Here is a 25,340-nt window from a genome sequence, read left to right as displayed (position 1 = left end):
CTCGTCGTCCGAATATGTCGAGTGTTTGGAGTGAGCCCGTGATTCGAGATTACGCAGGACGCGTGTGCACGGTGACGGGAGCCGCCTCCGGGATCGGCCGGGCACTGGCGTTCGCCCTCGCCGAACACGGCGCGCAGTTGGCCCTCTCCGACGTCGACGCGGAGGGACTGGGCGCAACCGCGGAGCGGGCCCGGCAGTTGGGTGCGGAAACGGTGCACGCCGACGTGGTCGACGTCGCACAGCGCGCGGAGGTGCAGGACTGGGCGGACGCCACCGCGGAGCGCTTCGGCCGGGTCAACCTGGTGATCAACAACGCCGGCGTGGCGTTGACCGCGAGTGTCGACGAGATGGAGTGGGCCGACTTCGAGTGGATCATGGGCATCAACTTCTGGGGCGTGGCGCACGGTACGAAATCCTTCCTGCCGCACCTGCGTCGCGCCGACCCGGCCCACGGCGCGCACGTGGTCAACGTCTCCTCCTCGTTCGGGCTGTTCGGCATGCCCCTGCGCAGCGCCTACTCCGCGACGAAGTACGCCGTCCGGGGCTTCTCCGAATCCCTGCGCAACGAACTGCGCCGTGAGGGCAGCGAGATCGGGGTGACCACCGCCTACCCCGGCGGGATCAAGACCGCCATCGTGCACAACTCGCGGGCGGCGCAGGGCACCGACCGGACCGAGGTCGCGGCGGTGCACGACTCGTTGGCCAAGACCTCACCGGAGATCGCGGCGCGGGTGATCCTCACCGGCGTCCGCAGGGGCCGCACCCGCGTGTGCATCGGCCTCGACGCGAAGGTCATGGACCTGGGCACCAGGTTGCTGGGCTCCGCGTTCGAACCGGTCGTGCACGCCTCGATCGAACGCGCGAGGTCCAAGGTCGTGCGAAGCAGCGCGCGCGCCGTGTGACCGACGACTGCGGCCTGCCCGATCCGATCGGATCGGGCAGGCCGCAGTCGTGTCCGGTTGCGGTGGAACGGCTACCGGAGGCCGCCCCAACCGCCGCCGCCGCCTTCGCCGCCACCACCGCCGCCACCCCACGGACCCCAGCCGCCGCCACCGCCGCCGCCGTGCGCGTCACCGCCGCCGTGGCCCCAGCCACCCAGGCCGCCACCGGCCCCCCAACCGCCCGAATGCGGGGCCGAGGCGCCCGCGTTCGGGTCGGCGTCGGCCGCCGCGCAGACCGCCGGCGTCGCGGACGCCGCGCCTGCCATGAGCACGGCCGCGACGACGGTGACGGAAGCGCGAGTGAACCTACGCATGAAATCCCCTTACCTTCGAAAAGCACCACCTCGCCCGAGGTGGTCGGATTCATCCTGAACGCAGATCCGAGTGTGCGGCACGCAACGACCCCGCAAATCCCGCCACGATTATCGGGTTTCGGCGCATCGTCGCTGCTCACCGCCCATGTCGGCGATTTTGGAAACCACCCCTACGGACGCAGGCCGCATTGCTGCGTTCGGGCGACCGCCGGCACGACGGGCTCGGCGGCACGCCGTCTTCACAAGAGCGAGCGCTCCGGTACCGGAGCCCGATCTGCGCGCAGATCGGCCCCGGTTGCCTCGGCCTCGTCCCCGAGAGCCGGGCGCAGGCGGGACTCGATGGCCTCGATGATCCGCGGGCGCAGTTCCTCGGCGCGGATGACGTCGTCGACGGAGCCGACCTCGACCGCCCGCCGAACGTCGTGCACCCGGTCGAACTCCGCGGCCACCTCGCCCAGTTTCTCCGCGCGCACCGACGCGCGGAGCTCGTCGAGTTCCGCCTTGCACGCGGCGCGCTCCGCACCCACGGTGGTCGCGACGCGGGCCTCCTGGTTGCGCACACGCGGGTCGGCGGCGGTGCGCGCGTGCACGTCGCCGGCGAACACCACCGCGGCGGCCGGGGCGCCGCCCAGGACCGAGGCGAAGGAGCCCTCGAGCGCGAGCACGGTCATGTTCGGGTTGAGTGCCTTGGAGAAGACCACGAACGCGCCGCCGTGGTAGCGCGAGATCACGCAGAACACGATGGGGCCGCGGAAGTTCACGATCGCCCGGCCGATCTCCGCGCCGTACTCCAGTTGCAGCTTGCGCATCGACTCCGGAGAACCGTCGAACCCGGACAGGTTCGCCAACACCACCAACGGCCGGTTGTCGGACGCCGCGTTGATCGCCCGCGCCACCTTCTTCGACGACTGCGGGAACAGCGTGCCCGCCGTGTACGTGTCCGGGCCGTCCGTGGGCGGGAAGCCGAGCCGCGGCACCGACCGCGACTCGATCCCGATCAGACACACCGGAATGCCTCCGAGCCGCACGTCCTGCACCGCCGCGGTGTCCGCGTCGGCCATGCCCGCCCAACGCTCCGACACGGGGTGGTCCTGGTCGGACAACGCGCGCATCACGGTGCGGATGTCGAACGGCTTCTTGCGGTCCGGGTTGTGCTCCGCGGAGAAGATCTCGCCGACGGTGCCGAAGTCGCTGCCCGCCAACGTGTGCGGGAAGTCGCAGACGTCGCGATCGAACGGGTCGCTCGTCCGTGCCCGCCGCGGCATCCGCTCGCCGGGTGCGACGTAGGTGTGGTCGTAGTGCTCCATCAGCACGTCCCGCGCCGCGCACAGGTTCGGAGCCCAGTACTGCGCCTGCCCGTTGGGGCCCATCACCCGGTCGTAGCCGCCGATGCCGAAGTTGTCCTCGGCGGAGACGCCGCCGGAGAAGTCCAACGACTGCTTGCCGGTGAGCACCATCGCCGAGTCCGGCGTCATCACCAGGATGCCCTTGGTGTGCATCAGCATCGTCGCCTCGGCGTTCCAGTACGGCTGCGCGCCGACGGTGATGCCCGCGACCACGATGTTGATCTCGCCGCCGTCCTGGGTGAACGTGACGATGCGCTTGAGCGCGGCGGCGACCCAGTCCATGTTCTCGGTACCCGAGGTCATCGAGATCCGCGCACCCGCGGACAGCGCGTACCACTCCACGGGCACCCGCATGCGCTCGGCCAGGTCGAGCGCGGCGATCACCCGGCGGCACTCCGGCTCGGACAGCGCCCCCAGCGACTTCGTCGGATCGCCGAGCAGCACCACGCGGGTCACGCCCTGGGGGTGCAGTGCGGTCGCGGTGGTGACCACGCCCACGACGATCGCCGCGGTGTTGTTCCCCCTCGGCCGCTCGACCGGCCTCAGCACGTGCGCGTCGTCCAGGTCGTACTCCACGAAGTCGCCGAGCAGGCGGGTGAGTTCGTACGGGTACACGGTGTTGCGACCGGCCGCGCGGAGCACCTTGCGCCGATAGTCGTCGAGCGGCTCGACGGGTTCGAGCGAGCGCTCGCCGATGGTGAGTTCGGTGCCGCCGGAGACGTCGAAGGAGACTCGTGCCGCGATCTTGCCCAGTTCGCCGGTCTCCCGGTCGCGGCGGCGTGCGATGAACACGATCTCCTCCAGCCCGGCGCCCTCGGCCGTCGGCAACACGCGCCCGATGATCGTCTCCAACTCGGCGCGGGTGATGTCGCTCGGCGGCCAGACGTAGATCACGATCCGGTTGGTGTCGGCGTACTTGCCGGTCGGTCGCCGCGACTGGGCGCGGCGGATCGAGTCCAGGCAGGTGGCGACGACGTTCTCGGCCGTGGGCAGCGCGATCAGTCTGCCGTCGTGCTCGCGCAGTTCGGTCAGGTCACGGACCTGGGCGAAGGCGACCAGGCGGTCGTCCGAGGGGTTCTCCCGCGCCACGCACCGGAAGAGGTAGACCTCCTCGTCCGAGGACGGCAGGCGGGTCAGGTCGAACTTGCTCAGCCGCTCCAGTTGCATCCGCCGGGCGATGTACGGGTGCAGACCGCGGATCAGCCGCTCCTCGACCATCCCGGTGCCGGTCGCACGGAAGGTGAAGTGGTGGTGCATCACCGCACCACCGCGGCCGGCGACGGTGGCGGTGAGTCGGCGCACCCGATCCGACAGCGGGTGCGCGGCCAGGACCTCGTACAGCGCGGCCGCCATCGCATCGGAGTCCGCCGGCTGCTTCTCCCACGCGAGGTAGATGTCGGCTTCGACGGCGTCCCCGTCTCCCGCCAATTCCGCGAGCCCGCGCAGCACCCCGCCGAGTTCGTCGAACCTGACCGCCGAGGAGACCAGCCGCGAGCCCGCCCGCTCGGCGACCACGAACGTGCACCCCGCGACCCGGCTGGAACGAACGTCGGTGAGGCCCTTGTTGCCGTAGTACCGCCGGGTCAGCACCTCCAGCATGATCGTGTTGTCCAGGTCGTCGCGGACGAGCCGACGGCCGAGCAGGCGCACCAGGGGCTCGGTGCTGCGCACCATCGCGGCGATCCGCTCGGCGCGGTCCGGCGCGTCCGGGTGCGCGTCCAGGTGGCGCAGGTGCCTGCGCACGTCGGTGTAGACGCGGGCGCGGTTGCGCCGCAGCAGCGGTTGGGCCAACCAGGCGAACACCAGGCCGCGCGCGAGGTCGGCGACCACCGGGAAGCGGACCTGGGTCGCGGCCACCAGCCGCTCCAGGGCCAGGCCGACCGACTCGCGCAGCGTCGCGTCCGGCGGCGCCTCCCGCAACCACACCCGCAGCAGCGTCGTGACGACCGTGGCGTCGGCGGACGCGCGCTGCTGGGCGAGGAAGATCCTGAACACCGCGGCCTCGAGTTCGGCCGAGGGCTCCGACGCGGTGACGCCGTAGTGGGCGAGTGCTTTGGCGAGCTTGGCCCGGAACGCCTCGGGCAACCCGGCCCGTTCAACGTCGAGGCTCTGCAGGTAGCTGTGGAAGTGTTCACGGGCGCTGTGCACGTGCCCGTCGCCGCCGCCGTCCTCGCCCGCCGGGCGGTTGCGGCTCAGTTCGGCGAGGTCGGCGAACGTGTCGACGAGTTCGAGTTCCTCGGCCAGCAGTTCGTGGCCGTCCTCGACGGCCGCCCGGCGCGCGGCGAGGTAGTCGTCGAGTACCCGGCGTTCGTCGTGCGGATCGACGTCGAAGCCCAGCAGCAGGGCGCGCAGGTCCTCCAGGCCGCGCGCGGCGCGCTCCCGGGTCGGGATCGCCTCGGGAGCGGCCGGCAGGTTCAGCTCGACGGACGAGGTGTCCTCGGCTTCGGCATCGTCGTCAACGAGCGGCTCCAGCCGCATCAGCGCCGCTCCGGTGTCCACCTGACTGCCCACGGACACGGTGCATTCCTTCAACCGCGCCCGGAACGGCGCCCGCAGCACCGTCTCCATCTTCATGCTCTCCAGCACCAGCACCGGAGCGCCCGCCTCGACCTCGGCGCCCACCTCCAGTGGCGTGGCGACGACCAGTGCCGGGGCGGGCGAGCGTACGACGCCGCCCTCGTCGCGGCCGACCCGGTGGGTCACGCCGTCGACCTCGACCAGGTGGATCGGCCCGTGTGTGGCGGTGAGCAGGTGGTACGCGGTGCCGTTGACCAGGATCTGCCCGATGTGCCGGTCGAAGCGGTCGAGTTCGACGTCGGCGGTGCGCGCGAGGTCGCCCGCCTGGATGCCGACCCGGAAGCGACGCGGGCCCACTCGTGCCACGCGCACGCGGTAGCCGACGCCGCGCAGTTTCAGGTCCAGCGGTCGGCCGCTCTCGTGTTGCACCTGCGGGCGTCCGCCGGAGGCGGTGGACAACAGCCGCTGCCGTTCCGCGTGTTCCTCTTCCTCGTACGCGTCGATGGCCGCCGCCGCCAGCGCCACGGCGGAGTGCCGATGCGAGACGAGCCTGCCCTCGCCGCGGACGCGGTCGATCCAGCCGGTGTCCGCGCTGCCGTCGATCACCTCGGGCTGGTCGAGCAGGTCGAGCACGAAGCTCTTGTTCGTCGCACCGCCCTCGATGACCACCCTGGTCTGCAACATCGCCCGCCGCAGCCGGCCGAACGCCTCCTCGCGGTCCCGGCCGTGGGCGATGATCTTCGCGATCATCGAGTCGAAGTCGGCCGGGATGGTGTCGCCTTCGCCGACTCCGGTGTCCACCCGGATGCCCGGCCCGGCGGGCAGGTCCAGACGCACGATTCGGCCCGGGGCGGGCGCGAAGTCGCGGTCGGGGTCCTCCGCGTTCAGCCGGGCCTCGACGGCGTGCCCGCGCTCCACCGGCGGTTCGCCTTCGAGCCGACCGCCCGATGCCACCCGCAACTGGGCCTTGACCAGGTCGAACCCGGTGGTGCACTCGGTGATCGGGTGTTCGACCTGGAGGCGGGTGTTGACCTCCAGGAACGCGAACTGCCGGTCGCCGGGGTGGTAGAGGAACTCGACGGTCGCCGCTCCGCGATAGCCCACCGCGAGGGCCAACCGCTCGGCCGACGCCTTGAGTTCGGCGGCCTGTTCGGGGTCGAGCACCGGCGACGCCGACTCCTCGATGATCTTCTGGTTGCGCCGCTGGATCGAGCAGTCACGCACGCCCAGCGCCCAGGCCGTGCCCTCGCCGTCGGCGATCACCTGCACCTCGACGTGCCGGGCGCCGGTGACCAGACGTTCCAGGAACACGATGCCGCTACCGAACGCCCGTGCGGCCTCCAGGCTGGTGCGCTCGTAGGCGTCCGTCAGCTCGGCCTCGCCGGTGACCACGCGGATGCCGCGGCCGCCACCGCCCGCGGTCGCCTTCAGCATCAGCGGGTAGCCGATCTCGGCCGCCGCCGCCAGCGCGGCCGGCAGGGTCTCGACCGCACCCCGGCTCCACGGCGCGACCGGCACACCGACCTCTTCGGCGATGAGCTTCGCGTAGATCTTGTCCCCCAGGCGGCGCATCGCCTCCGGACTCGGCCCGACGAAGGTGACGCCGATCCGTTCGCACAGTTCCGCGAACGCCGGATCCTCCGCGACGAAACCCCAGCCCACCCACGCGGCGTCCGCCCCGGTCGCCAGCAACGCCCCCTCCAGGACGGCGTGGTCGAGGTAGGGGCGGGCAGCGGCGGGACCGAGGTCGTAGGACAGGTCGGCCTCGCGCACGAACGTGGCCGCGTGGTCGACATCGGTGTGCAGGGCGACCGTCTCGATCCGGGTCCCCGTTTCCGCGGCCAGCTCCCGCACGGCGTGGATGAGCCGCATCGCGGCCTCACCACGGTTGACGATGGCGACACGACTGAACACTCGACCGACCCTCCTGTTTACCAACGATGTGCGTTCCGCAACAGGACGGTTCCGGCGGTGACGACCTTCCGTCCACCGACCGTGGCCGTGTCGCAGACGGGGCAGGCTACAGGGCTTGGGACGCAGGAAATGACCACGAGCCGTCGCCCATTCGGGGCTGACCAGGGCTTATCCGGGAGAGCCCAGGTCCTGGTCTCGATGATCGCCTGATTGGCCGTCGCCCGTTCGGCGCAGCGCCACGCCCGGCGTTCATCCGAATCGGGCAACTGTGGGCGCGGTCCTCCGCGTTGGCCGCGCCGAACGTCGAGGACCCCGCCGCGCGATGTCGGTCGCGCGGCGGGGTCGGGTGCCGCGACTTCCACGGCCTGGCAGGAGCCGGGACACGGCTCAGGGTCGGGACCGGCCGTCCCGCCGGGCTCCGACGGGCAGTACGTCGTCGGCACCCCCGCTTCGGCTCGGCTCCGCCGGGTCGATGTCGAGGTCCATGTCCCTGTCGAGGTCCGTGTCGGGACCCTGCACCCGGGCCGCGCCGCCGCCGAAGTCCTTGGCCGGACCGGGTACGGACAGGAGCCGGTAGGGGACATGGCGCAGCAGACCCGCCAGCACCTTGTAGCGCATGCTCGGCACGCACACGACCGGTGGACGGCGCCGATGAATGGCGCGCACCGCCTGCTTCGCGACGTACGACGAGGCGAGCGTGAGCAGCGGCGGCGGTGCGCTGATGTCCGCTCGCACGTGGAACTGCGAGGCGATGTACCCGGGCACGAGTGCGGTCAGCGCGACGGGCGAGGTGCGGATGCGCCGGGAGTAGGCGAACGACTGGGTCATGGCCAACTCGTACGCCTTGGTCGCGCCGTACGCCGTGCCCAGCCAGGCGGGCCCGACGGCGGCCACCGAGGACACGACCAGGATGCGGCCGGAGCCGCGCCGGAGCATCTCGGGCAGCGCGGCGTGGATGAGCCGGGACGGCGCGACGACGTTGAGGGCGAGCATGCGCTGTTCGTCCGCCCACGCCGTGCGGTCGAAGGACGTGCCCAGCGCCGCACCGGCGTTGTTGATCAGGATGTCCGCGTCGCACGCCGCCGCGGCGACCCCTTCGAGGTCGGCCTCGACGGTCAGGTCGGCGGGCAACACCCCTGCCTTGATGTCGTGTTCGGCCATCAGGTCGGCCGCGAGTCGGTCCAGGGGTTCGGCACTGCGGGCGACCAGGATCAGATCGTGGCCGCGGGCGGCGAGGGCGCGGGCGAGGTCGGCGCCGAGACCACAACTGGCGCCGGTGACCAGGGCCGTGGACATTACTGCCTCCTTCTCGAAGCGGGCGGATGCGAACTGCCCGGCTCCCCGGGGGCGTCGACGGCTCGAACCGGCGGATCCACGGTCGGGGGCCCGGACTTGGATGGACGGGTTGCGGGCTTCGGATCGGCGCGATCACCGGCGCCGGGGCACGGACGCAGCACATGGGGCGACGCCTTCGCGAGGACGTGCGCGCCGAGGGACGGTCTACGTGCCCACTCGGCAGGCCCGCGGCCGAACCTGCGGCCGTGACCGGATCGAGGCGTGCGTCCCGCCACCGGGAGGACGCTTCCCGGGACGGGTCGTTCGGCGTCCGTCCTCCCGCCGCCGGGGGACACGGATCCCGGGACGCATCACCCGGTGTCCGCTGTCCGCGTACGGACGGTCCACCGATCGGCCCCCGTACGGGCCGGTTAACCGCCCGGACTCGGCAAAGGTCACGCCCCCGCCGCCGTCGGGTGATCGCGGTGCCCGTGGTTGCGTACTTGCGGGTGAACATCGGGGCCCGCTCCCGGTGCCGTTCCCGGTCCATCGCCCCAGGTGAAGGGCGGGTTCGGGGCCGTGAGGGCGGCCGGGCGGGAGTTTTGCGCCCGACCCCGCCACCGATACACAAGATGCTCGATCGCATACCCGATCGGGGTTGTTGTACGGCGACGCGCCGCCGGGTGTGCGCGGTCCGACCGAGCAGGAAGGCATTCCCCGTGTACGCGATGCTGTGTGAGTTGCTGGTCCAGGAGTTCGGCATCGACGCCGCGGATCTCGTTCCCGAGGCGACGTTCGACTCGCTGGAGTTGGACTCGCTGTCGCTGGCGGAACTGGCGGTCATCGTCGCGGACCAGACGGACAAGGACTTCACCGGGCTCGGCAACCTGGACAAGGACACCACGCTGGTCGAGGCCGCGGCGGCCTTCGAGGCCGCCCCCCGGAGCGAACCGCCGACCCCGGCCGTCCCCGACCCGGCAGCCTCCTCCGCCGCGGCCGCCGCCTCCGCCCCGGTCTCCGCTTCGGGCCATGCCGCGTCCTCGGATGGCTGAGATGCCCTCCTCCGAGGTCGCGGTCACCGGTCTGGGCCTGGTCACCGCCGGCGGGATCGGCGTCGAAGCCACCTGGCGGACCCTGTGCGCGGGCGTATCCACGGCGCGCCGCGACCCGATACTCGCCGGCCTGCCCGTGGACGTCTCCTGCGCCGTCCCCGACTTCGACGGGGACGCCCGTCTGGGCCGACGGTTGTCCCGCCGGATGGACCGTCCCGCGCAGATGACCGTCGTCGCCGCCCGAGAGGCCCTGGCCGACGCCGCCCTGGATCCCCGGACCTGGGACCCCACTCGCGTCGGCGTGATCATCGGCTCGGGCGGTCCGAGCATGGAATCCCTGACGGAAGCCATGGCGAAACTGGCGGCGGATCGCGCCACTTCCATCTCCCCGGCCGCGCTGCCCCGCTCGCTGCCGAACACCCCCGGCACCGAGGTCGCCCTCGATCTGGGCGCCCAGGGAACCAACTTCGCCCCCGCCGCCGGCTGCGCCTCCGGAGCCACCGCGCTGGGCATTGCCCGTGACCTGGTGCGCGCGGGCACCCTGGACATCGCCTTCGCCGGCGGCACCGACACGATGTGCAACCGGATCACCGCGGCGGCCTTCGCCCAGTTGGGCGCCCTGTCCACGCGTTCCGGCGACCCGGCTCAGGCTTGTCGACCGTTCGACGCCGACCGGGACGGATTCGTGCTGGGCGAGGGCATCGGCATCCTGGTCCTGGAACGGTTGGAGCACGCACGTGCCCGCCGGGCCCGGGTCCGGGCTCTGCTGTCCGGGTACGGCTCCGCGAACGACGCCTACCACGTGACCGCGCCGCACCCCGACGGCCGCGGCGCCCGACTCGCCACCCGCGCGGCCCTGGCCGACGCCGGCTGGAGCCCGGGCGATGTCGACCACATCAACGCGCACGGCACCGGCACGGTCCTCAACGACGCCGCCGAGGCCCGCTTCCTCGCGGCCACGTTCGACCGCTGCCCACCGGTCACCGCCGTCAAGAGCATCCTGGGCCACGCCGGCGGCGCGGGCGGCGCGATCGAGGCGGCCGTGACCGTCCTGACCCTCGAACACGGGAGCATTCCACCCACCGCCAATCACCACCGCACCGACCCGGACATGGATCTGGACGTGGTTGCCAAGGCCCCGCGCCGCCCCACCCGCCTGAACACCGCGATCTCCACCTCGGTCGCGTTCGGTGGCCAGAACGCCGTCCTCGCCTTCCGCGCAGCAACCTCAGGAGCCCCCGCATGACCGTGACCCAAGCGGAAACAATGTCGGCGCGATCCGCCGCCCCGGCCTTCGGCCGGCGGCTGGAGGAGTTGGACTGGTGGCGTTCGTGCAGTGTCCGGGTCGTCGACCCGGCCCCGGAACTCTCCGTCGTGGTGCGCACGTTCCTGGACGATCTGACCGCGGCATTCGTACGCGGCGGGCACCGGGTGGTCCCGCGGGGGGAGAACGAGACCCGGCTCGACGTGGTCCTGGTGGGCGTGTCCGTGCCGGACGGCCCCGGCCCGCTGGCCGACCGCATCGTGGAGGAGCAGACTCCGCTGATGCTCAAGCTCCGCAAGGAGCAGGGCCGGCAGGGCGTGGTCGGCCGTCTGGTCGCGGTCGCGGAAGTGCCCGAGCGGTTGAGCGGGATGTCGCACCCCGAGGTGGTGCGCGCCGCGCGGATCCTGATGGCCAGGGTGGGTGTGTTCACGGTCGTGTTCATCTCCCCCGGCGCGCTGCCCGGGGAGGTCGCCGAGGCGACGCTGTGCACGATGGAGGGCGGACACCCCACCGAGACCGAGGACGTCGCCCAGGGCATCTGCGATCGGCTCGTCGCCGCGGCCTGTGCGCACGAGGTGGCCGGCCGCCACGACGTGGTGCCCGACGCCATCGGCGCCGACGCGTGGGCGGCGGCCCGCACGCCGCGGAGCCTGGCGGTGGCCGGGACGCGGATGGGGGACCTGGGGTTGCTGCCGGCGCCGCATGCGATGCGCGACTTCGTATCGCCTCGGCTGAGCCGCACCTACGCGATGTACCTCAACCTCCAGGGCTTCAGCGAGGGCATGCTGTTCGCCTTCGACCCCGACCTCGACGCGCTCGTGGTCACCGCCTCCGGACGCTGGGGGGTCGACAAGCGCGACCTCTCCGACGGCGACCTCGTGGCCGTCGACCATCGGCTGAACCAGGGCCGGTTGCGCGTCCTGGCCCCCGAGGGCATGCAGCCTATGGCGCCGTCGGTGGAGGCGTGGGAGGTCTGCGCACTCTTCGAGGCGGCACCGACCGTACGGGTCGGCCGGAACGCGGCGGGGCACTGGGAGTGGGACCCGAACGGCACCCGCGAGGTGCCGGCCATCCGGGCGGGCCTGCACGCGCACGTCGGCGTCTCGCACGCCGACTCGGCCCTGATCGAGAGCATCCCGCCGGACCGGGACCGCTATCCGTACGGGTTCGGCTGCGGCACGGACCTGATGATCGACGTCGCCCGCTCCACGCTGGCCGCCTCGCGCGCGCTGCACGACCCCGCGGACACCCGCCACTACGTGCGCTGGCCGATGCTCTACCACGGCGAGATGGCCCTGGAACTGTGGGGACCCGGGCAGCCCGAAGAGCCGCTGCGCGGCCTCCTGGACCTCTTCGACCCGCAGGTGCTGGGCGCCGTGCGCTTCCACCCGGACCACATCGACCAGCCATGCTGAGCAGCACACCCCGCCCGCTCCCGCTCTCGGGCCCCGACCCGGCCGTCCGGACGCACGCGACCGCGCCCCTTCCGGAGCCGTCCGGGACCTGACCGGGCGAACGTCGGCCCCGACCGTTTCGATGGTCGGGGCCGACGGCGTTGAACACCCCGCACCGACATCTTGGGCCGCCGGCCCCGTCGCGAACAGAACCGACCGCGACGCCATGGTCTACGAGTCACGCAACTGCACGGCACCGCGCGTCAACCTGAACCCCGGTGACACGCGCCCGTCCGTGAACGCGTTGGTCGGGCTCGACGCCGGCACGACGCCCGCCGCCGACCTGAACACGGCGAACGCGTCGGCGCCGCCGCCGAGGCGAGGCGACGGCTGCTCCAGGACGCCCGCTGCCGCTGACATCTGCTCGTGCCGAGGTCCACTCTCGCTTGTCGACCGGCCCTCGGGCATGCCGATGACGCGGCGGCCCGCCGGGACCCGGTGTGCTCGGTGTTGCGGCGGTTCGTCGCGTGCGGGGCGGCACCGGTGGTGCCCCGGGGCGCAGCCCGCCCCTCACTCCGGTGTCGTCACAAGGCGGCGACACCGGAGTGGACTTCGGGTTCCGAGGGTTGTTTCCCTCTCCGTTCGACGAGGTTCGGCGCGGCAGGCGGCCGAACCGCTGTCCCGAACGGGGTGTCAGACCCCCACACGCTCGAGGAGCGAGCGGTGGCCGTCGTCGTGCTGGTAGCCGCCACCGTGCGGGTGACCCTGAGGACGGTGGCCCTCGTGCTCGTAGTCCTCGTCGTCGATCTCGTTGTTCTCGATCTCGGCGATGACGCATTCGTTCCCGAACGCCGGGTTGAGCGCGGCACCCGTGTCGGCGGTGTTGCCGCAGCCCATGGCCGGGGTGTGGAACGGAGACTGGCCGATGTTGCCGGAAAAGACGCCCGAGGACTTCACCGCGGCAGCGTCGGCCTCGGAGCTCGCGCTCGCGGCGCCCGCGCCCGCCATGACGAGGGCGGCGGTACCGGCGGCCAGGACACTGGCCTTCTTGAACGAGTTCACGACAATCTCCCGTATAGCGCAGCATCCGCGCCGCCCGATTGCGACGCGCACTCCTCTCAACGAGACGGTTCGACTCCGGCAACCCCACCCCCACACCGGTTCACCCGAATGGCCCCCACCCTCGCACCCTCCAACGGGTGCCCGACCGCGATCCGCTGCGTCCTGCCGACGTCGACGAGCGCTATGCGCGAGTGGCCTCGTACTCGGGGAGCACCTCCGGGGCGGCCGCCTGCGAGCCTGAGGCCTGTCCGGATCCGGGTGGGTGGGTCACTCGGCCGGGAGGGAACGGCGGCGTGCGCGGTGGACGGTGAAGACGAGTGCGGCGGACGCGGCGACGATCAGGGCTACGAACCCGGGGTGGATGTCCTTGGACAGGCTTTGCGCGCCGTCGGGCCGGACCAGCCACACGGTGAGCGGGATCGCGAAGGCGACGGCCACGAGCACGGACGCCAGGCGGACCGCCCGGTCGCGGACCCGGGTGAGGGCGCCGACCAGGGCGATCACGACGGGCACGACCGCGATCAGGGCGAACTGGGCGAGGACCATGACGGGCACCGCCCACGCGCTGATGGTCACGGCCCGAGGCATGCGTCGACCGGTGCCCGCGGGGGAGGTTGCTACGACTGCCATGACGATCTCCTGGTGTGTGCGTGAAGGGGGATGCGTGCGTGGGGTGGGTGAGTGCAGAGTGGGCGTGTCGTGGGCGGCTCGGACGTGCGGAACCGGAGGGGTCGCGCCACCCGGATGACTGAGCAGCCTTGCCGTTCGTTATAAGTTGTAACTCTCACAAGCATCCCTCGTCAAGAACGTGCGTGATACCTTCTAACCAGACCTTGAGCATGTAGCCGACGAGGCTCTCGAGGTTCACCGAGATCCATCGAGGTGGAAAGAGGCAGACCATGGCGGAGACCGACGCGGCGACCCCACGCGAGCGCTACCGCACCCAGGTGCGGGCCGAGATCAAGGAGCACGCCCGGGAGCAGATCGCCACCGCCGGAGCCTCCGCACTCTCGCTCAACGCGATCGCCAAACGTATGGGTCTGAGCGGGCCCGCCCTCTACCGGTACTACGCCGGCCGGGACGACCTGATCACCGAACTCGTCGAGGACGCCTACCGCAGCCTCGCCGACACCATCCACGCGGTCTCCACACCCGCCCCCGACCCGAGGGCGCTGGCGTACGCCATGCGCGAATGGGCCCTGGCCGACCCGCAGCGATACCTCCTCATCTACGGCACGCCCGTCCCCGGCTACCACGCCCCCGACCACGTCACGCTCATCGCGAACGAGATCATGGCGACCCTGCTCGACGCCTGTTCCGCGACGCCCCCCACCGGCCCCGCGACACCGCTCGACGAGCACCTCGAAAACCACCGGCACTGGGCCGGCGACAACCCCGCCCCCGCCGCCGTCCTCCATCGGGCCCTGTCCTTCTGGACCCGCCTGCACGGCGTCCTGTCCCTCGAACTCGCCGGACACTTCAACGGAATGGGCTTCGACCCCGCCGTTCTGTTCGCGGCCGAGTTGGCGGACCTCCTCGCCGATGGCGATGTTCCCCCCGCCGACCGGCACTGACCACCGAAATCCGAGACACGATGGCCGCAACCGCACGCAAGATGAACGTCTTTGCCGCACCCGTCCCGGCCGTCGAGGACGCCTCACCGTTCGATACCCTGCCGACCCGTACCGGCCGGGACCCCGGATGGCACCCGGCCGCCGCGACGCATTGACCACGAACGGCCCTGCCCCGCTGCACAGGCTTCCGGCGCCGGCAGCGGCCACGCCCGAGCCTCCATGGTCCTTCTTCCCACCTCCCCCCGATCGACGAGACCAGGCAATGAGCACCGAACACGACTGGACCACCACGCCCATCACCGCCGACCTCGTGCGCGGCGCCCTCGAACTGGAGTACACCGACCGCGGCGTACTGCCCCACCGGCTGCCCGCACGCGCCCGGCGGCAGATCTCCGACGGTCAACTCGCGATGGCGGAGTCACAACCCTCCGGCGTACGGCTGGCCCTGCGCACCCGGGCCACCGCCGTCGAACTGGACGTCGTGGCCACCAAGCGGGTGTACCTCGGCGCCCCGCCGCGCCCCGACGGGGTGTACGTGCTTGTCGTGGACGGGCGGATCGTGGACCGGGCCGGTGTGACCGACGGCGACACGCTCACGATCGACCTGGCCACCGGAAGCGCACAAACCAGGCCCGGGCCGGTGCAGACCGTGCGGTTCACCGGCCTGCCCGGCGACGAGAAGGACGTCGAGATCTGGTTGCCGCACGACGAGAGCACCCTGCTGGTCGCGCTGCGTACCGACGCACCCGTACACACCCCGCCGACCGGCGACCGCAAGGTCTGGCTGCACCACGGCAGTTCGATCAGCCACGGCTCCAACGCCGCCACCCCGACCGGGACCTGGCCGGCCCTGGCCGCGGCTCTCGGCCGGGTGGAGCTGATCAATCTGGGATTCGGCGGCGGCGCGCTGCTCGACCCGTTCATCGCCCGCACGATGCGCGATGCCCACGCCGACCTGATCAGCCTCAAGATCGGCATCAACATCGTCAACTTCGACCTGATGCGGCTGCGCGCGTTCGGTCCGGCCGTGCACGGTTTCCTCGACACCATCCGGGACGGACACCCCACCGCGCCGCTGCTGGTCGTCTCGCCGATCCACTGCGCCATCCACGAGCACACTCCGGGGCCCGCCGCGCCGGACCCCGCCGCGATGAGCGAGGGACGCCTGCGGTTCACGGCCACCGGAGACCCCGCGCAGACCGCCGCCGGGAAGCTGACTCTGACGGTGATCCGGGACGAGTTGGCCGGCATCGTCCGGCAGCGCGCCGACACCGACCCGAACCTGCACTACCTCGACGGCCTCGACCTCTACGGCGAAGCGGACCAGGCCGAGCTGCCGCTGCCCGACGAGCTGCACCCGGACCCGGCCGCCCACCGCCGCATCGGCGAACGCTTCGCGCACCTCGCGTTCGGCGCGGGCGGTCCGTTCGCCGCCCCGACCGACTGACCGAGCGGCTGACCGATCGGCTGACCGACCGACGGACTGATCGACCGACCGACCGACGGACTGATCGACCGGCTGACCGGCTGCGACCGCAATCGCGGTCGCAGCCGCAGCCGCTGTCGCGTGCCGCCGGCACGACGCGGCCGGAGCACGTCGATGTCCGCCGCCTGGCGGATCAGCGCACCATCAGTCGCAGCAGCGCCTCGCGCAGGTCGTCGCGGCGCCCGGCGACGAGTTCCTCCAGGGTGATGTCGAAGACCATCGCCACGAGCAGATGCGCCATCGGTTCCGGTGGATCCCAGCCCAGGGCGACGAGTTCGGGCTGCACGAGGGCTCTGGTACGGGCGTTGCGGGCGCGGGTCTCCTCGAAGAGGTCGGGGTCCGTGCGGGCCTGGACCAGCAGCGCCCTGGTGCCGGTGGTCGCCAGGGCGGCGTCCAGATAGCCGTGCACGCCGCCGACCAGGCGCTCGCGGCCGGCCGCGAGACCTTCCAGATCGGCCAGGACCCGCTCCTCCAGCCCACCGTGGTACCTGCGATGCAGGGCCACGAGGTAGCCGCGGCGGTCCTTGAAGTGCTGGTAGAAGCTGCCCTTCGCCATGCCCGCCGCGTCCACCACGGCGTTCACCGACATCCTGGACAACCCGCGCGCGTCGGCGACGTCGAGTCCCGCCCGCAGCAACGCCTCGCGCCCCGGTCCGGCCGGCCGTGCCATCGATCACCTCTGTTCGACGGTCAAACCACCTGGTGGTCTTGACAGTTGCGCTCCGCATGAACACCTTATGACCGACCGGCCGGTCATGAACAGAGTCGATCGCGACGTGCACACGGCGCGATCCCGGGGGACGCCTGCACGGGCGCTTCCTCGCGCACGCAACAACGTTCATTCCGTTGCCCATTCGAGAGAACACGGACCATTTCATGCGGATACGAAGCACGTTACGACGCAAAATCGCGACCGTGGTGGGGGTGCTCGGTCTCACCGCCGCGGCGCTGACCGCGACGCCGGTCGCGCATGCCGACAACACCGCCCCGGTCGAACTGCCCCGATTGGTCACCGCCGACCCGGTCAACCACGCGGGGATGCTCCAGGCGGAGGTCGCCTTCTGGAACGTGGCGCGGATCGCCGAGTACGGGCTCAACTCGGACGGCGCCGACGCGTTCCCGCCGCCGGGCGGCTGGGACGACCTGAGCAAGCCGTGGACCGGCCAGGGCGCGATCTCGCACACCGCCGGCAAGCTCCTGATGGTGTACCGCAATTCCTTCGACGGCTCGCTCGTGCCCTCCTCGTGTTCGGCGAACGTGGTCACCAGCGCCAACCGGAGCACCATCGTCACCGCGGGCCACTGTCTGAAGGTGACCGCCAACCTCCGCGGCGGACTCGGCGACGACGTCGTCACCAACGCCGTGTTCATCCCCGGCTTCAACGGCGCGAACGTGTCCCGCTTCACCGGCGGCGACGACACCACCGCACCGCTTCCCGGCACCGACATCGCGCCCTACGGCGTCTGGGGCGTCACCCGTGCCTGGATCACCCCCACCTGGGACGCGGACAGCACCTTCCGATCCGGCGGCGACGTGGCGATGGCGACCGTCGAACGCCCCGGCGACCCCACGCCGATCCAACAGCTCACCGGCGGCCAGAACATCGCCTTCGGCGTGGACGCCAACCCGCTCTCGCTCCACCAGTTCGGCTACCCCACCGACAACACCCGCAACTGGTACTGGACGAAGAACAGCGACGGCACCACCTCCGCCGACTTCGGCGTCGCCCCCTCACTGCGACGCGGTTTCGACGGCCGGACCCTGATGTACGCGCACGGCAGCACGATCGGCGACTCGACCGTCGCACTGGCACACGACATGGCCTCGGCCATGTCGCCCGGCTCCAGCGGCGGCCCCTGGCTGCTGAACTTCGACCCCGCGACCGGCACCGGCACCCAGATCGCGGTCACCTCCCGCTTCACCAACTCCACGGGAAGCTCGCCCTGGTGGGAAGCGGTCTGGGCAATCGTCCACGGCAGCACCCCGAACTGGGCATACGGCCCCTACCTGATGTCCAACGGCTTCGGGGAACTCACCCAGGCGATGTACAACGTCGTCCGCAACGCCACGACCTGACCACCCACATCCATCCCATCCCATCCCATCGCCCCGAACGCACCTACCGAACAGCGCAACCACGGCGCCCCCGGCCACGGCCGGGGGCGCTCCGCGGCCGGTACGGTTGACGGTCCGCAGACGAACCGTGAACGCGAGGCTCTCGATCCGGGCGGGTGTCATGGCTTCCTTGTGCCCGGACACCGGGATGTAGTGCGATGACTCGCATGACAAGAAAGAGAGTTGCCCTACTGATCACCACCCTGGTTGCCGGGTGCCTCGTGACGGGGTCGCCGGTTTCGGCTGCCGAGGCGGCCGGGGCCGGCGGTTCGTCCTCGTTCGCGGATTCGCCGGCGCGGTTGGGGGTCGACCTCGACACGGTGACCATCCCCGAGTTACAGGCGCGCATGGCGCGCGGCTCGTTGACCTCGTCGGCACTGACCGGCGCCTACCTGTGGCGCATCAAGACCATCGATCCCCGGATCGACTCCGTGTTGCGCACGGACCCGACGGCCATGCGCCAGGCGGCCGCCAGCGATGCCAGGCACCGACGCGGCGAAAGCCGCGGCCCGCTCGACGGCATTCCGGTCCTGCTCAAGGACAACGTGGACACCCGCGGGCTGCCGACGACGGCCGGGTCGCTGGCACTGGCCGGAAGCCCGCCGGACACCGACGCCGCGCTCGTGACCCGGCTGCGCGACGCCGGGGCGGTGATCCTCGGCAAGACGAACCTCTCCGAATGGGCGAACTTCCGTGCGGCCAGGCCCACATCGGGGTGGTCGGCGGTGGGCGGACAAACCAGGAATCCGTACGTCCTGGACCGGAACCCCTGCGGTTCGTCGGCCGGTTCGGGCGCCGCACTCGCCGCGTCGTTGTCGCAGGTGGCGATCGGCACCGAGACGGACGGGTCGATCGTGTGCCCGGCCGGGGCGAACGGCGTGGTCGGGCACAAGCCCAGCCTGGGCCTGGTCAGTCAGGCCGGCGTGGTGCCGATCTCCGCCGAGCAGGACACCGCCGGGCCCATGGCGCGCAACGTGACCGATGCCGCGCTCACGCTGTCGGTCCTCAGCGGCGGCCCACTTCCGCACCTCGCCGACTCCTTCGACGTCGCGAGCGGATCGATCCGCCCCGGCGGTCTGCACGGCAAACGCATCGGCCTGTGGCGGCTGCCCACCCTCGGGCCGGAGGTGGACGCCCTGATGACGCGTACGGCGGACCGCCTGCGCGGGGCGGGCGCCGAGGTCGTCGAGGTGAGCCTCCCCTACCAGGAGCGGCTTGCCGAACTGGAGTTCCCGGCGCTGCTGAGCGAGTTCCATCGGGACATCGACGCCTACCTCGGCACCCGCCGGGGACCGCGGAACCTCGCCGAACTGATCGAGTTCAACCGCAGTCACCCGGCGGAGCAGACCTGCTTCGCCGGTCAGGAGTTGTTCGAGCAGGCGTTGGCCGCGCCGCCGACGACCGACCCGCAATATCGCGCGATGCGGGCCGAGTTGAAGGATCTTTCCCGGCGGTCGATCGACGAGACCATGGCCGCACATCGCCTGGACGCCATCGCCTCGCCGACGAACCCGCCCGCCTGGACCACCGATTGCGCGCGCGGGGACAACGACGTGATCCCGTCCTCCACACCGGCGGCCGTGTCCGGGTACCCGTCGTTGTCGGTGCCCGCCGGTTTCGTGCGCGAGTTGCCCGTCGGCCTGCTGCTGATGGCCGGCGACCACCGGGACGCCGAACTGCTGTCGCTGGGCGCCTCGGTCGAACGTCGGCTGGATGCCCGGCAGGCACCGCGCTACCTGCCGTCCGTGGGATCTCGCACCTCGGGGTGAACCGCCGACCCATCCTCGGGACGGGCCCGACCGGCGCTGCGCCGGTCGGGCCCGTCGCCGTTGCCGGTCGGGCGCGGAGCGCGCACATCGGCGGCGGGGCGTTGGACAAAACAACGGCCTTGGACCCGCCGAGAAACAACCGATAGGCAACCGTGAGGGAGTCTTTGCCCCTCCCGGTGGCCACCGGGAGGCACGGGGCGCACTTTTCTGCCCCCTCCGGAGGCCGGTTTTCGCCACGGCGACCCGATTTCGCTGACTCTTGGTGATCGAGCGATTCCGTCGAGTCGGATCACCCCGGGTCGTCGGGCACTCGATCGTGACGCCGACCGACCGCACCCCCGCCGGAAGGCGCCACGCCGTCGACCCAGGACCAAGCCCGCCCGCATCCCGACGGTCCCGCAGGTGACCGGCTCGTCTCCCGGCCCGCACCGGCGTTCTCGGGGGTACCCCCGAGAGCCCCTCGGCGCACGCCCGACTCGTCCGAGATTCCGCCCCCGCCGGCGGATTGCGCCCGGGGGTCCGCAGGCCGCGCGAAGCGTCATCGTCCGGTCACCCGGCGTATCCATCCACCCCCGCCAACGAGCCGATTCACGTTGGCTCGTATTCGCCTGTTCGCACCCGCACGCCCGAACCTATTTTTCATTTCGGCTTCACCCGTGACCGCGAAGAAAGTGCAATCCCCAATCGCGGTCACAAAAATCGGCGAAACCGTGATCCTTCGGGGATGATCACGGCTTCCAATTGCACAGGAAGCCGGTCGGTCGTCGACCGCGGCGTCGAGCGGTGCCGGAAGAGTGGCGCGGGCGATCCTTATCCGATCGTTCGTCGCGGTTTCGCCTCCGTGGGCAACGTCATTTCGCGAGAGCGCTCCGTGCGCCTCGGTGGTTCGCCGGAACCTGCCGCGCGATACGACGGGCGCCGACCCACGTCGGGCCGAAGGCCGTCCCCACGACGGCCGCCAGACAGCTCTTCACCTGCGTCGATGACGCACGCCCGCCCGCTCTTGCGAGCGTGCGGGCAGCCCGCCGAACGACCGGCGGCAGCCGCCGTGCATGTGGATCAACAATCGAATAAAGTCCGAATCGATTAATTCAACCAGGTTTACATAAATCCCATACGAGGATGCGCCATGACCGAAGTGAGATCCGCTCCGGGACCGGCGAACGCGGCGATCGACTCCGATATATCACCGCCGACGACCGCTCTCGACGGCTCGCCGATCCGAGCCCTTCCCCATTTCTTCGAACGCTCCTGCGACCGCAATCCGGACGCCATAGCGGTGGTCTGCGAGAACGTCGAGCTAAGTTACGCGGAAGTAGATTCGCGGGCCAATCGCCTGGCGAATCTGCTCCGGACGCGCGGGGTCGCTCCGGGACATACCGTGGGCATCCTGCTGGAGCGCTCGATCGACTCCTACGTCGCGCTCCTCGGCGTGATCAAGACGGGCGCCGCCTATGTCCCGCTGGATCCCTCCTTCCCGGCCGAACGCATCGCCTTCATCGCCCGGGACGCCGACCTGCGCGATCTGGTCACCACCAGCGGCATGCGTCACCGCACCGCGGAACTGGCCGGTCCGTTCCTGGAACTCGACCAGGCGACCCGCGAGTTGGCGGAGCAGCCCGACGATCGCCCCGACATCGACATCGAGCCGGGTTCGTGGTCGTACGTGATCTACACCTCGGGAACCACCGGCCGGCCCAAGGGCGTTGCCGTGTCGCACGCGAGCATCGTCAACTTCCTGCACGTGGTCACCCCGATCTACCGGGTCCGCGCCGAGGACCGGGTCTATCAGGGCCTCTCGATCGCCTTCGACTTCTCGGTGGAGGAGATCTGGCCCGCCTGGATCGCCGGCGCGACCCTGGTCGCCGGCCCCACCGACGATCGGCGGGTCGGCCGGGGCCTGAGCGACTTCCTGGTCGCCCAGGCGATCACCGTGCTGTGCTGCGTGCCCACCCTGCTGACCACCATCGAAGCCGAACCACCCGGCCTGCGAACCCTGTTGGTCAGCGGCGAGGCGTGCCCACCGGACCTGGTGCGCCGCTGGTCGCGTCCCGGCCGGCGCATCCTCAACGCGTACGGCCCGACCGAGACCACCGTCACCGCCACGTGCGGTGAACTGGCACCCGACCGGCCGGTCACGATCGGCATTCCGCTGCCCACGTATCGCGTCTACATCCTGGACGAGCGACTGCGGCCGGTCGACCCGGGCGTCGGCGGCGAGATCTGCGTGGGCGGTCCGGGCGTGGCCGACGGCTACGTCAACCGGCCCGAACTGACCGCCGAACGTTTCCTGCCCAACCCCGTCGAGCACGAACGGGCCGAAGTCCCGCGCATCTACCGCACCGGCGACCTCGGCAGGTTCACCCCCACCGGGGAGATCGAATACCTGGGCCGCGTCGACACCCAGCTCAAGATTCGCGGCTACCGCATCGAAGCAGCCGAGATCGAGGAGGTGTTGCGCGCGGACGCCGCGATCGAGAACGCGGTCGTGATCCCCCGAAAGCAGGACGGCGTCGTCCAGGACCTCATCGGCTACGTCACGCTCACCGACCCCGCGGGCGGCGCCTCGCACCAGGCGCTGCGCGAGCGGCTGCGGGTGTCGTTGCAGAGCCGGCTCCCCGACTACATGATCCCGTCCTTCGTCGAGATCCTGCCCGAATTCCCGCTGCTGGCCGCGGACAAGGTCGATCGGTCCGCCCTGCCGGCCCCCGCCTCCCCGCCGCTGAACCGGCGCACCACCACCCACGTCGCCCCCGCAACCGCGCTGGAGGGGCTGTTGGCCGCGCTGTGGCAGGAGGTCCTGGGCGGCGAATCGCCCTCCGTCGAGGACGACTTCTTCTGCGACCTGGGCGGCCACTCCATGTCCGCGGCCCGGCTCGTCTCCCGGCTGCGCCGGGAACCCGACCTGCGCGGCGTGGCGATGGGCGACCTGTACGCCCATCCCACCGTCCGCCGCCTGGCCCGCTTCATCCAGTCCGAGGCCGAGGCAGCGGCAGCAGGCCACGCCGACACGGGCACCGCGACCACGGCAACGACGGCGGCAACGGGGCCCGCCTCGACGCTCCCCGAGCCGCTCGCGCCGCTACGCCACTCCGGCGCCCGGGTGTTCGCCTGCGGGCTCGCGCAGATCGCCTGCCTGTACGGATGGCTGCTCGTGTTCGGCCTGCCCGGCGTGGTTCTGCTCTACCGGCTGTTCCTGGTCTGGCACCGGCCGGTGCACCGGCCGGCCGCCGGCGGCGTCCTCGACCGCCTCATCCGGATGAACCTGCCTGGCTTTGTCCTCCTGGAGATCGGCTGGATCCTGGTGAGCCTGCTGATCCCGGTGCTCGGCGGCCGATTGTTGATGCTCGGCGTACGCCCCGGCCGATATCCGCTGTGGGGCGTGACGTACCTGCGGTTCTGGCTGTACGGCAAGATGCTCGTCTTCGGTCCGCTCGCCTTCCTGACCGGTTCGCCCCTGCTGGCTCCGTGGTTGCGGCTGCTCGGTGCCCGGATCGGCCGGGGCTGCCACCTGTCGGCCGTGATCGGCCTGCCCGCGTTCGTGGAGATCGGCGAGGGCACCAGCATCGGCTACGGGGCGCGGTTGCAGCCGTACGTGGTGGAGAACGGCCGGCTGTGCCTGGCGCCCATCCGGATCGGCTCCGGCAGTTTCGTGGGCACCAACAGCGTCGTCCTGGCTGGCGCGGTGATCGGCGACCGGGCCTCGATCGGCGAGCAGTCCCTGGTTCCGGCCGGCCATGTGGTGCCCGCGGACGAACACTGGGCCGGTTCGCCGGTCACCCGCCGGGACACCGCGCCCGCCCTGCTCGCCGCGCTGGCCGCCGAGGACGACGAACGACCTTGGCCGGTAGGGGTGTTGCTCGGGTTCGGCGTCGGCGCGGTGTTGCTCGCACTGGTCCCGCTGCTGGTCGTCGCCGGCGCCGGCACGCTCGTGGGTTGCGTGGCCTGGAAGTTCGGTTTCGGCTGGGCCGTCGCGGCCACCGCCCTGGCCGGTCCGCTCGTCGTGTTGTTCACCTGCACGCTGGTGCTGCTCGTCAAACGAGCCGTACTGCCGCGGGTGCGAGCCGGCATCCACCCCGAACGCAGCGGCTTCGGCGTGCGCAAGTGGATCGGCGACGGCATGATGACCACCAGCCTGACCCTGACCCACTCGCTCTACTCGACGCTGTACCTCGTGCCCTTCCTGCGCCTGCTCGGTGCCCGCACCGGACGCTGGTCCGAGGTGGCCACCGTGAGCTTCGTCGACCCGGACATGCTGATCATCGGCGAACGCAGCTTCGTGGCGGACGTCAGCGTCGTGGGACCGGCGGTCTTCCACCGCGGTCGCGTCTCGCTCGCACCGGCCGAGATCGGCGCACGCAGCTTCGTCGGCAACGGGGCCCTCGTTCCCGGCTCGTGCCGACTCGGCGAGAACAGCCTGCTCGGCGTGCACTCCCTGGCCCCGAGCCGGCCGATCGACCCCGAGACGACCTGGCTGGGCTCACCCGCCATCTTCCTGCCGCGCCGCGAGGCGAGCCGGGACTTCCCCGCGAAACTGACCTACAGCCCCTCCCGGGGGCTGATCGCGGCGCGTCTGGCCATCGAGTACTTCCGGGTGACCCTGCCCGCGACGATCGCCTCGCTGGCCGCGCTGGCCAGTCTGTACGGCTGCATCCGGGTCGCCGAGAACTGCCCGCCGTGGGTGCTGTTCCTGCTCGGTCCCGCCTTCTTCCTGGCCGTCGGCGTGGGTTCCACCCTGGCCGTGGTGTTGCTCAAGTGGCTGGTCATCGGCCGCTATCGGGCCCGTGTCGAACCGCTGTGGAGCATCTGGGTGCGCCGTACCGAGGTGATCACCGGGCTGTTCGAGAACCTCGTCGTGCCGAGTCTGCTCAACCTCCTCACCGGCACGCCGCTGATGGGCCCGGTCCTGCGGCTGTTCGGCGCCCGCATCGGCCGGCGGGTCTGGCTCGCGACGACCTACCTCACCGAATTCGACCTGGTCGAGGTCGGCGACGACGCTGCGGTGGCGGAGGTGACGTCCCTGCAGACCCACCTGTTCGAGGACCGCGTCATGAAGATGTCCGAAGTGCGCATCGGGGCGGGCAGTTCGGTCGGTACCCGGTCGGTGGTGCTCTATGACGCGCGGGTCGGTGCCGGCGCCTCGCTGGACGCCATGTCCCTGGTGATGAAGGGCGAGCACCTGCCGGAAGGCACCCGCTGGCGCGGCATCCCGGCCCGTCCCGGTTGAACCGGCGGACGGTCGCGGGCTGTTCCGCTCTCGCGCCGCTGCCGCTCCGATCCCGCGCCGCTCCCGCGCATCCGCTCCCGTCCCGCGCCG

At 71.3% G+C, this 25,340-nt stretch carries 15 protein-coding genes; 9 read left to right on the top strand and 6 right to left on the bottom strand.

Annotated elements, in window-relative coordinates:
- Window positions 1-62 precede the first annotated feature (62 nt).
- Window positions 63-902 (top strand): SDR family NAD(P)-dependent oxidoreductase, encoded by an 840-nt coding sequence (locus tag ACZOOI_RS41355; protein WP_465281966.1) that lies wholly within the window; start codon window positions 63-65, stop codon window positions 900-902.
- A gap of 71 nt (window positions 903-973) precedes the next feature.
- On the opposite strand, the gene ACZOOI_RS41350 is transcribed toward ACZOOI_RS41355, so the two are convergent.
- The 3 genes from ACZOOI_RS41350 to ACZOOI_RS41340 all read right to left on the bottom strand — a co-directional run bounded on the left by ACZOOI_RS41350 (window position 974) and on the right by ACZOOI_RS41340 (window position 8,328).
- A complete protein-coding gene (locus tag ACZOOI_RS41350; protein WP_465281965.1) occupies window positions 974-1,255 on the bottom strand; it encodes a hypothetical protein in 282 nt (93 codons plus the stop codon).
- A 239-nt stretch (window positions 1,256-1,494) separates the two neighbouring features.
- Window positions 1,495-7,032 carry an ATP-binding protein gene (locus tag ACZOOI_RS41345; protein WP_465281964.1) on the bottom strand — a complete coding sequence of 1,846 codons (5,538 nt, stop codon included), beginning with the start codon at window positions 7,030-7,032 and terminating at the stop codon, window positions 1,495-1,497.
- A 387-nt stretch (window positions 7,033-7,419) separates the two neighbouring features.
- Window positions 7,420-8,328, bottom strand: coding sequence for an SDR family NAD(P)-dependent oxidoreductase (locus ACZOOI_RS41340; protein ID WP_465281963.1), 909 nt, complete (start codon window positions 8,326-8,328; stop codon window positions 7,420-7,422).
- 707 nt (window positions 8,329-9,035) lie between these two features.
- On the opposite strand from ACZOOI_RS41340, the gene ACZOOI_RS41335 reads away from it, so the two are divergent.
- Genes ACZOOI_RS41335 through ACZOOI_RS41325 form a run of 3 tightly spaced genes read left to right on the top strand, consistent with a single transcriptional unit; the run spans window position 9,036 to window position 12,038 of the window.
- Window positions 9,036-9,359 (top strand): acyl carrier protein, encoded by a 324-nt coding sequence (locus tag ACZOOI_RS41335; RefSeq protein ID WP_465284152.1) that lies wholly within the window; start codon window positions 9,036-9,038, stop codon window positions 9,357-9,359.
- Window positions 9,352-10,605 (top strand): beta-ketoacyl-[acyl-carrier-protein] synthase family protein, encoded by a 1,254-nt coding sequence (locus ACZOOI_RS41330; RefSeq protein WP_465281962.1) that lies wholly within the window; start codon window positions 9,352-9,354, stop codon window positions 10,603-10,605. Before ACZOOI_RS41335 ends, ACZOOI_RS41330 begins: the two co-directional genes overlap by 8 nt.
- Window positions 10,602-12,038: a hypothetical protein gene (locus ACZOOI_RS41325; protein ID WP_465281961.1), complete on the top strand. Its 1,437-nt coding sequence runs from the start codon at window positions 10,602-10,604 to the stop codon at window positions 12,036-12,038. Before ACZOOI_RS41330 ends, ACZOOI_RS41325 begins: the two co-directional genes overlap by 4 nt.
- 672 nt (window positions 12,039-12,710) lie before the next feature.
- Here ACZOOI_RS41325 and ACZOOI_RS41320 read toward each other — a convergent pair.
- Together ACZOOI_RS41320 and ACZOOI_RS41315 are read right to left on the bottom strand one after the other, a co-directional pair.
- Window positions 12,711-13,079 carry a chaplin gene (locus tag ACZOOI_RS41320; RefSeq protein ID WP_391584621.1) on the bottom strand — a complete coding sequence of 123 codons (369 nt, stop codon included), beginning with the start codon at window positions 13,077-13,079 and terminating at the stop codon, window positions 12,711-12,713.
- 267 nt (window positions 13,080-13,346) lie between these two features.
- Window positions 13,347-13,709, bottom strand: coding sequence for a hypothetical protein (locus ACZOOI_RS41315; protein WP_465281960.1), 363 nt, complete (start codon window positions 13,707-13,709; stop codon window positions 13,347-13,349).
- A 269-nt stretch (window positions 13,710-13,978) separates the two neighbouring features.
- Between ACZOOI_RS41315 and ACZOOI_RS41310 the strand changes: the two genes are divergently transcribed.
- The gene (locus tag ACZOOI_RS41310; protein ID WP_465281959.1) at window positions 13,979-14,653 is read left to right on the top strand and encodes a TetR/AcrR family transcriptional regulator; all 675 of its coding nucleotides are present in this window, start codon (window positions 13,979-13,981) and stop codon (window positions 14,651-14,653) included.
- A 262-nt stretch (window positions 14,654-14,915) separates the two neighbouring features.
- Window positions 14,916-16,100, top strand: coding sequence for a GDSL-type esterase/lipase family protein (locus tag ACZOOI_RS41305; protein WP_465281958.1), 1,185 nt, complete (start codon window positions 14,916-14,918; stop codon window positions 16,098-16,100).
- A 172-nt stretch (window positions 16,101-16,272) separates the two neighbouring features.
- Here ACZOOI_RS41305 and ACZOOI_RS41300 read toward each other — a convergent pair whose 3' ends face one another.
- On the bottom strand, window positions 16,273-16,809 hold the full coding sequence (locus tag ACZOOI_RS41300) for a TetR/AcrR family transcriptional regulator (RefSeq protein ID WP_465281957.1): 537 nt from the start codon (window positions 16,807-16,809) through the stop codon (window positions 16,273-16,275).
- A gap of 245 nt (window positions 16,810-17,054) precedes the next feature.
- On the opposite strand from ACZOOI_RS41300, the gene ACZOOI_RS41295 reads away from it, so the two are divergent.
- From ACZOOI_RS41295 to ACZOOI_RS41285, 3 genes are all read left to right on the top strand, one after another.
- On the top strand, window positions 17,055-18,215 hold the full coding sequence (locus ACZOOI_RS41295; RefSeq protein ID WP_465281956.1) for a trypsin-like serine peptidase: 1,161 nt from the start codon (window positions 17,055-17,057) through the stop codon (window positions 18,213-18,215).
- A 206-nt stretch (window positions 18,216-18,421) separates the two neighbouring features.
- Complete coding sequence (locus ACZOOI_RS41290; protein WP_465281955.1) at window positions 18,422-20,023, top strand: amidase family protein; 1,602 nt, start codon at window positions 18,422-18,424, stop codon at window positions 20,021-20,023.
- A gap of 1,129 nt (window positions 20,024-21,152) precedes the next feature.
- Window positions 21,153-25,250: a Pls/PosA family non-ribosomal peptide synthetase gene (locus ACZOOI_RS41285; protein WP_465281954.1), complete on the top strand. Its 4,098-nt coding sequence runs from the start codon at window positions 21,153-21,155 to the stop codon at window positions 25,248-25,250.
- Window positions 25,251-25,340 lie beyond the last annotated feature (90 nt).

The sequence above is a fragment of the Embleya sp. L77 genome, from assembly GCF_055557415.1.
The sequence above is the reverse complement of the archived record's forward strand: the minus strand, read 5'-3'. Positions and strand labels throughout refer to the sequence as shown.

Coding starts and splice junctions, on each gene's coding strand:
- ACZOOI_RS41335 (WP_465284152.1), top strand. CDS start 9,036: ATGCTGTGTGAGTTGCTGGTCCAGGAGTTCGGCATCGACGCCGCGGAT.
- ACZOOI_RS41285 (WP_465281954.1), top strand. CDS start 21,153: ATGACCGAAGTGAGATCCGCTCCGGGACCGGCGAACGCGGCGATCGAC.
- ACZOOI_RS41315 (WP_465281960.1), bottom strand. CDS start 13,709: ATGGCAGTCGTAGCAACCTCCCCCGCGGGCACCGGTCGACGCATGCCT.
- ACZOOI_RS41310 (WP_465281959.1), top strand. CDS start 13,979: ATGGCGGAGACCGACGCGGCGACCCCACGCGAGCGCTACCGCACCCAG.
- ACZOOI_RS41300 (WP_465281957.1), bottom strand. CDS start 16,809: ATGGCACGGCCGGCCGGACCGGGGCGCGAGGCGTTGCTGCGGGCGGGA.
- ACZOOI_RS41305 (WP_465281958.1), top strand. CDS start 14,916: ATGAGCACCGAACACGACTGGACCACCACGCCCATCACCGCCGACCTC.
- ACZOOI_RS41350 (WP_465281965.1), bottom strand. CDS start 1,255: ATGCGTAGGTTCACTCGCGCTTCCGTCACCGTCGTCGCGGCCGTGCTC.
- ACZOOI_RS41340 (WP_465281963.1), bottom strand. CDS start 8,328: ATGTCCACGGCCCTGGTCACCGGCGCCAGTTGTGGTCTCGGCGCCGAC.
- ACZOOI_RS41330 (WP_465281962.1), top strand. CDS start 9,352: ATGGCTGAGATGCCCTCCTCCGAGGTCGCGGTCACCGGTCTGGGCCTG.
- ACZOOI_RS41325 (WP_465281961.1), top strand. CDS start 10,602: ATGACCGTGACCCAAGCGGAAACAATGTCGGCGCGATCCGCCGCCCCG.
- ACZOOI_RS41290 (WP_465281955.1), top strand. CDS start 18,422: ATGACAAGAAAGAGAGTTGCCCTACTGATCACCACCCTGGTTGCCGGG.